This window comes from Collimonas fungivorans, from assembly GCF_028292705.1.
GTDB classification, from domain to species: domain Bacteria; phylum Pseudomonadota; class Gammaproteobacteria; order Burkholderiales; family Burkholderiaceae_D; genus Collimonas; species Collimonas fungivorans_B.
Genome location: NZ_JAQGLV010000145.1, coordinates 1 through 5,506, shown reverse-complemented (window position 1 = coordinate 5,506; position 5,506 = coordinate 1). Strand labels below are relative to the sequence as shown.

Annotated in this window: 5 protein-coding genes; 4 read left to right on the top strand and 1 reads right to left on the bottom strand. The window is 58.0% G+C overall.

What is annotated here, in order from left to right; translation table 11 throughout:
• The coding region (locus JWQ61_RS07345) for an ABC transporter substrate-binding protein (protein WP_304359947.1) at positions 1-1,219 on the bottom strand (1,219 nt) is incomplete at its 3' end.
• A gap of 362 nt (positions 1,220-1,581) precedes the next feature.
• Here JWQ61_RS07345 and JWQ61_RS07340 point away from each other — a divergent pair.
• The 4 genes from JWQ61_RS07340 to JWQ61_RS07325 all read left to right on the top strand — a co-directional run.
• Positions 1,582-1,785, top strand: a complete 204-nt coding sequence (locus JWQ61_RS07340; RefSeq protein ID WP_014005790.1) for a cold-shock protein — start codon at positions 1,582-1,584, stop codon at positions 1,783-1,785.
• 295 nt (positions 1,786-2,080) lie between these two features.
• Positions 2,081-3,238, top strand: a complete 1,158-nt coding sequence (locus tag JWQ61_RS07335; RefSeq protein WP_304359946.1) for an ABC transporter substrate-binding protein — start codon at positions 2,081-2,083, stop codon at positions 3,236-3,238.
• A 155-nt stretch (positions 3,239-3,393) separates the two neighbouring features.
• Positions 3,394-4,284, top strand: a complete 891-nt coding sequence (locus JWQ61_RS07330) for a branched-chain amino acid ABC transporter permease (protein WP_304359945.1) — start codon at positions 3,394-3,396, stop codon at positions 4,282-4,284.
• 2 nt (positions 4,285-4,286) lie between these two features.
• The coding region (locus JWQ61_RS07325) for a branched-chain amino acid ABC transporter permease (RefSeq protein WP_304359944.1) at positions 4,287-5,506 on the top strand (1,220 nt) is incomplete at its 3' end.

Sequence of the window (5,506 nt, the reverse complement as noted above, 5' to 3'; positions counted from 1 at the left end):
TCTCGACCTTGGCCTGGATCCCGACCCGGTTCAGGAACTGGGCGACGGTCTGCACCACGCGCTCATCGTTGATGTAGCGGTTGTTCGGACCATGCAGCGTAATGCCGAAGCCGTTGGGATAACCGGCGGCGGCCAGCAGTTTCTTGGCGCCTTCCGGATCGTATTTCTCTACTTTCAGCGCATCGGCATAACCCAGGATGCCGGGGGCGATGATGTTCGATGCCGGCACCGCCAATCCTTCCAGGGTGCGGTCGACCAGTGCCTGGCGGTTGATGGCCTTGGAAATCGCCTGGCGCACGCGGATATCTTTCAAAGGATTTTTATCCAGCGGCTTGCCGGCCTTGTCGGTAATGTCCGGCGACTTGTCGCGCGACTGGTCCAGGGTCCAGAAGATGGTGCGCCAGGAAATTTTCTGCGCCAGCTTGAATTGCGGATTTGTCTTCAGCTTGGCCAGGTCGGCCGGCGGCACGTTTTCGATGGCGTCGACTTCACCGGCCAGCAAGGCTGCCAGGCGGGCGCCGTCGGAAGTCAGGATACGGAACGTGACTTTGTCCCAGGCCGCTTTTTCGCCCCAGTAGGCATCGTTGCGCACCAGCTCGATACGGTCGCCGCGCTTGAAGCTGGCGAACTTGAAGGGACCGGTGCCGACCAGCGCCTTGCCGCTGTTGAAATCGTCGGTGGTGGCGTTTTGCGCCGCTTTCTTGGAAACGATGAAGATGGTGCTGACATCCAGCGCCAGCGGTCCGTATGGCGTGGCGGTTTTCAGGCGCACGGTATAGGGATCGACCACCTGCTTGCTGATGATCTGCTTGGTGTAGCTGGTGAACGGGCCGGGGCTGTTGGTCAGCGTGGCGGGACGGTCCAGCGAAAATACAACATCTTCCGCGGTCAGTTCGGAGCCGTCGCTGAATTTCACGCCGTGGCGCAGCTTGAATTCCCAGGTGAGCGGATCAATTGCCGTCCAGGAAGTAGCCAGGCCCGGGATCAGGCGGCCGTTCGGGTCGACATTGACCAGCGCATCGAACAGGTGCGACGACAGCGAGATGTTCGGCGCAATATTGTTGAAGTGGGGATCCAGCGTGGAAACATCGGCAAACAGGCCGATTTTCAGGTCCGCGGCATGGCTGGGGCTAGGCAAGGCGCTCAGCCCCACCGACGCCACGGCGCTCAGGCCGGCAAAAGCCAGGCTCAGTATTTTCTTTCTGGAAAGCTGGAACATGCGATCTCCCAATCGTGTGAATAAGGTAAAGGCTAATTCTATGGGGGCTTATATAATTATCAAAACACAATAATTGCTTTTTATTATGTGTTTTAGTTATATAGGCTAAGGCGGAGTAAGAGTAGGGTAAGATGCGTGCCTGGAATAGCAAGCGGCAGGACGGCAGATTGCGCAGTCAAAAACGCAACTCTTTCTCTCGACGCAACTTTTATTTGCGCACCCGGTGTTTTAAATAAAATTATCGGTTATAATGCGACATCGTTTAAGATTCGAGCTAGTAGTGCAGTATTAGTCTGTCATTTCTTTCTTGCTTCAAACGATCTAACGGGCGACAGCCCAACTTAACTGAAATAGGAAATGTAATGGCAACTGGTATCGTAAAGTGGTTCAATGATTCGAAGGGTTTTGGTTTTATTACTCCTGACGAAGGTGGTGAAGATCTGTTCGCGCACTTCTCCGCAATCAATTCTTCCGGCTTCAAGTCGCTGCAAGAGAACCAACGTGTTTCTTTCGAAGTTACTGCCGGCCCAAAGGGCAAGCAAGCTTCGAACATCCAAGCTATCTAATATATAGCTGACGACTCAGTTGAAATAAACTGAGTATCGCAAAAATCCCTGGCTTGCCGGGGATTTTTTTCGTCTGTAGCAAACGCAGCCGCCACGTGCATTCAGTACGCGCAGTTGCTACGATATAAGAGCGGAAAGATGGAGTTGTCAGGAAGCTGTAAGGGTGGCCTGAAATGCTGGGGCTGTCTGCATACCAGATGACATCTGTGCATAAGCGGGGAAAGCGTTTTACACTAAGAATGCGTCTTGGCATCCATGCCGGCGCCAACCAATATAAAAACACGGAGGAGACGACATGAACACAATAATCAAGGCATGCGTGGCAACGGCATTGGTAAGCTGGTCGCTGGCGGCGGGGGCGGCGGAGCCGATCAAGATCGGCGTCACCGGGCCATTTACCGGCGGTTCCGCGCCGATGGGCGTATCGATGCGCGACGGCGTCAAGCTGGCGGTAGCGGACATCAACGCTAAGGGCGGCGTGCTGGGCCGCCAGCTGCAGCTGGTCGAACGCGACGACGAAGCCAAGAATGAGCGCGGAGTCCAGGTTGCGCAGGAACTGATCAACAAGGAAAAAGTGGTCGGCACGGTCGGCTTCATCAATACCGGCGTCGCCCTGGCTTCGCAGCGCTTCTACCAGGAAGCCAAGATCCCGGTCATGAACAACGTCGCCACCGGCAGCATCATCACCAAGCAGTTCGTGGCGCCGGACCAGAAAGACAACTACGTATTCCGCACCTCGGCCAACGACACCATCCAGTCGGCAATGATCGTCGACGAAGCGGTGGTGCGCCAGAAACACACCAAGGTCGCGATCCTGGCCGATTCGACCAACTACGGCCAGCTCGGCCGCGAAGACTTGGAGCGCGCCCTGGCTGCCAAGGGCATCAAGCCGGTCGCGGTTGAGAAATACAACCTGAAAGACGTCGACATGACGGCGCAGCTGCTGAAAGCCAAGCAGGGCGGCGCTGAAGTGGTGCTGACCTACGGCATCGGCCCGGAACTGGCGCAGATCGCCAACGGCATGGAAAAACTCAACTGGAAAGTGCCTATCATCGGCAGCTGGACTTTATCGATGGGTAACTTCATCGACAACGCCGGCAAGAACGGCGACGGCGCACGCATGCCGCAAACCTTCATCCAGGACGCCAATACAGCCAAGCGCAAGGCCTTCATAGAAGCCTACCAGAAAGCCTACAAGATCGACCGCATGCCGTCCGCCGTTTCTGCGGCCCAGGGCTATGATTCGGTCTACCTGCTGGCAGCGGCAATCAAGCAGGCTGGCAGCACCGACGGCGTGAAAGTGCGCGAAGCGCTGGAAAACCTCAACGGCACCGTGGAAGGGGTAGTCACGACCTACACCAAGCCGTACAGCCATGACGACCACGAAGCGATCAAGCCGAACATGGTGGTGATCGGCGAAGTCAAGAATGGCCGTGTGGTATTAGCCAAGTGATAGGAGGCTGGTGCGTGGCAACACTGCGCGCCGGCCAAACATCCGTTTGAGCGATATCGGTCCAGCCTGCGCAGGTATACAGGCTGGATTTGTTTCGTCAGACGGCAGCGTTGCTTTGCCATATTATGGCTGTCGCAGTCTCTTGGATCGATATCATGGAAATTCTGCTGCAACTCGTCTTCAGCGGCATCGCGCTAGGCATGATCTACGCTGTGATCGCTTTCGGTTATCAACTCACGTTCGCCACTTCCGGCACCCTCAATTTCGGCCAGGGCGAGGCATTGATGCTGGGCGCGCTGGTGGGGCTCAGCCTGGTCGGCAACATCCATGGCGGCCCTTACCTGAATTACTGGCTGATGATTCCGCTGGTGATCGTGTTCGGCGCGCTGCAAGGCGCCGTGGTGGAATGGATCGGCGTGCGCCCGGCGCTCAAGATCAAGTCGGAATTCGGCTGGATCATGTCGACCATCGCGCTGGCGATCATCTTCAAGAACGTCGCCGAAAACATCTGGGGCAAGGATGATCTGACTTTCCCTTCGCCCTTGCCGTCGACCCCGTTCCAGGTATTCGGCGCCAATGTCCAACCGATGCAGGTGGTGGTGGTGCTGGGCGCGCTGGCGATGATGCTGGCGGTGGAATTCTTCAACCGCAAGTCAATTTACGGCAAGGCAGTAGTGGCGACCTCGAACGATCGCGACGCCGCCGGCCTGATGGGCATCAACACCAGCATGGTGATCACTTTCTCTTACGCCTTGTCGTCCGCCACAGCGGCGTTTGCCGGCGTGCTGGTGGCGCCGCTGACCCTGACCGGAGCCACCATGGGAACGGCGCTGGGCCTGAAGGCATTTGCGGTAGCGATTATCGGCGGCCTGACTTCGGGCATGGGTGCGATAGTCGGCGGCCTGATCCTCGGCATTGCCGAGACGCTGACCGGGTTTTATATTTCCACCGGCTACAAGGAAGTGCCCGGCCTGGTGCTGCTGCTGCTGGTGCTGGCCATCAAGCCGGCAGGGCTGTTCGGTAAAACCGCGATCAAGAAGGTGTGAGTATGAATAAAAAGTTATTCGCACTGGCGGTAATCGGCATCCTGGTGCTGCTGGCGTTTCCGCAGCTTGTGCCGAATCCGTATTACATCCACCTGGCCGAAACCATCCTGATCTACGCCATCCTCCTGTTTGGCCTGGACATCGTGGTCGGCTATACCGGCCAGGTTTCGCTGGGACACGCCGGCCTGTTCGGCATCGGCTCCTACACCACCGGCGTGCTGGTATTCAAGCTTGGCTGGCCGTTTCTGATTGCGGCCCCGGCCAGCCTGGCGGTGACCGCCATCTTCGGCGCCATCCTGGCATTGCCCGCGCTGCGGGTGACGGGGCCTTACCTGGCCATGGTCACGCTGGCGTTCGGCACCATCATCCAGATTCTGATCAACGAAATGAGCTTCCTGACGGAAGGGCCGATGGGGATCAAGCTGAACAAGCCGAGTTTCTTCGGCCATCGCCTCGACGAAGTGGAGTATTTCTACCTAGTGGCGGCGCTGATGGTGCTGTCGCTGATCGTCGTGCACCGGATCGTCAAGTCGCACCTGGGACGCGCCTTCCAGGCGCTGCGCGACAGCCCGATCGCTTCCGATTGCATGGGCGTCTCGGTGTATCGCTACAAGGTGTATGCGTTCGTGATCAGCGCTGCGCTGGCCGGTCTGGCGGGGAGCCTGTACGCGTATTCGGAAGAATACATTTCACCGAATACCTATAACTTCGAGCTGACCATCCTGTTCCTGCTGGCGGTCATCATGGGCGGCCGCAAGAGCCGTACCGGCTCGCTGATCGGCGCCCTGATCGTGGTCATGCTGCCGAGCCTGCTGGCAGACATTGAACTGTTCCGCCAGATCGCCACGGTGGCTGCCGTGATCGCGGTGCTGGCGACTGCCTTCCTGTTATGGAAAAAGCGCAAGACCCTGCGCGAGGTGGCTGTGCCGGTGGTGGCGACGGTCGGCATGGCGGTGTTTTCCTATAAGCTGGAAAACATCACCGACTGGCGTCTGACGGTATTCGGATTGATGACGCTGTTTGTGGTGTATTACCTGCAGGACGGCATCGTCGGTTTTGCCCGCGGCCTGCTGGGCCAGAGAATGCCTGCCCGCAGCGAGCCGGCAAGCGTGGCTGCCAGCCCCGAACATGCATGGGCAGCGGCCGGCGGCAGCGTTGCGGCCGGCGCCACCTTGCTGAGCGGGCAGAAGATATTGATGCAGTTTGGCGGCCTCAAGGCGCT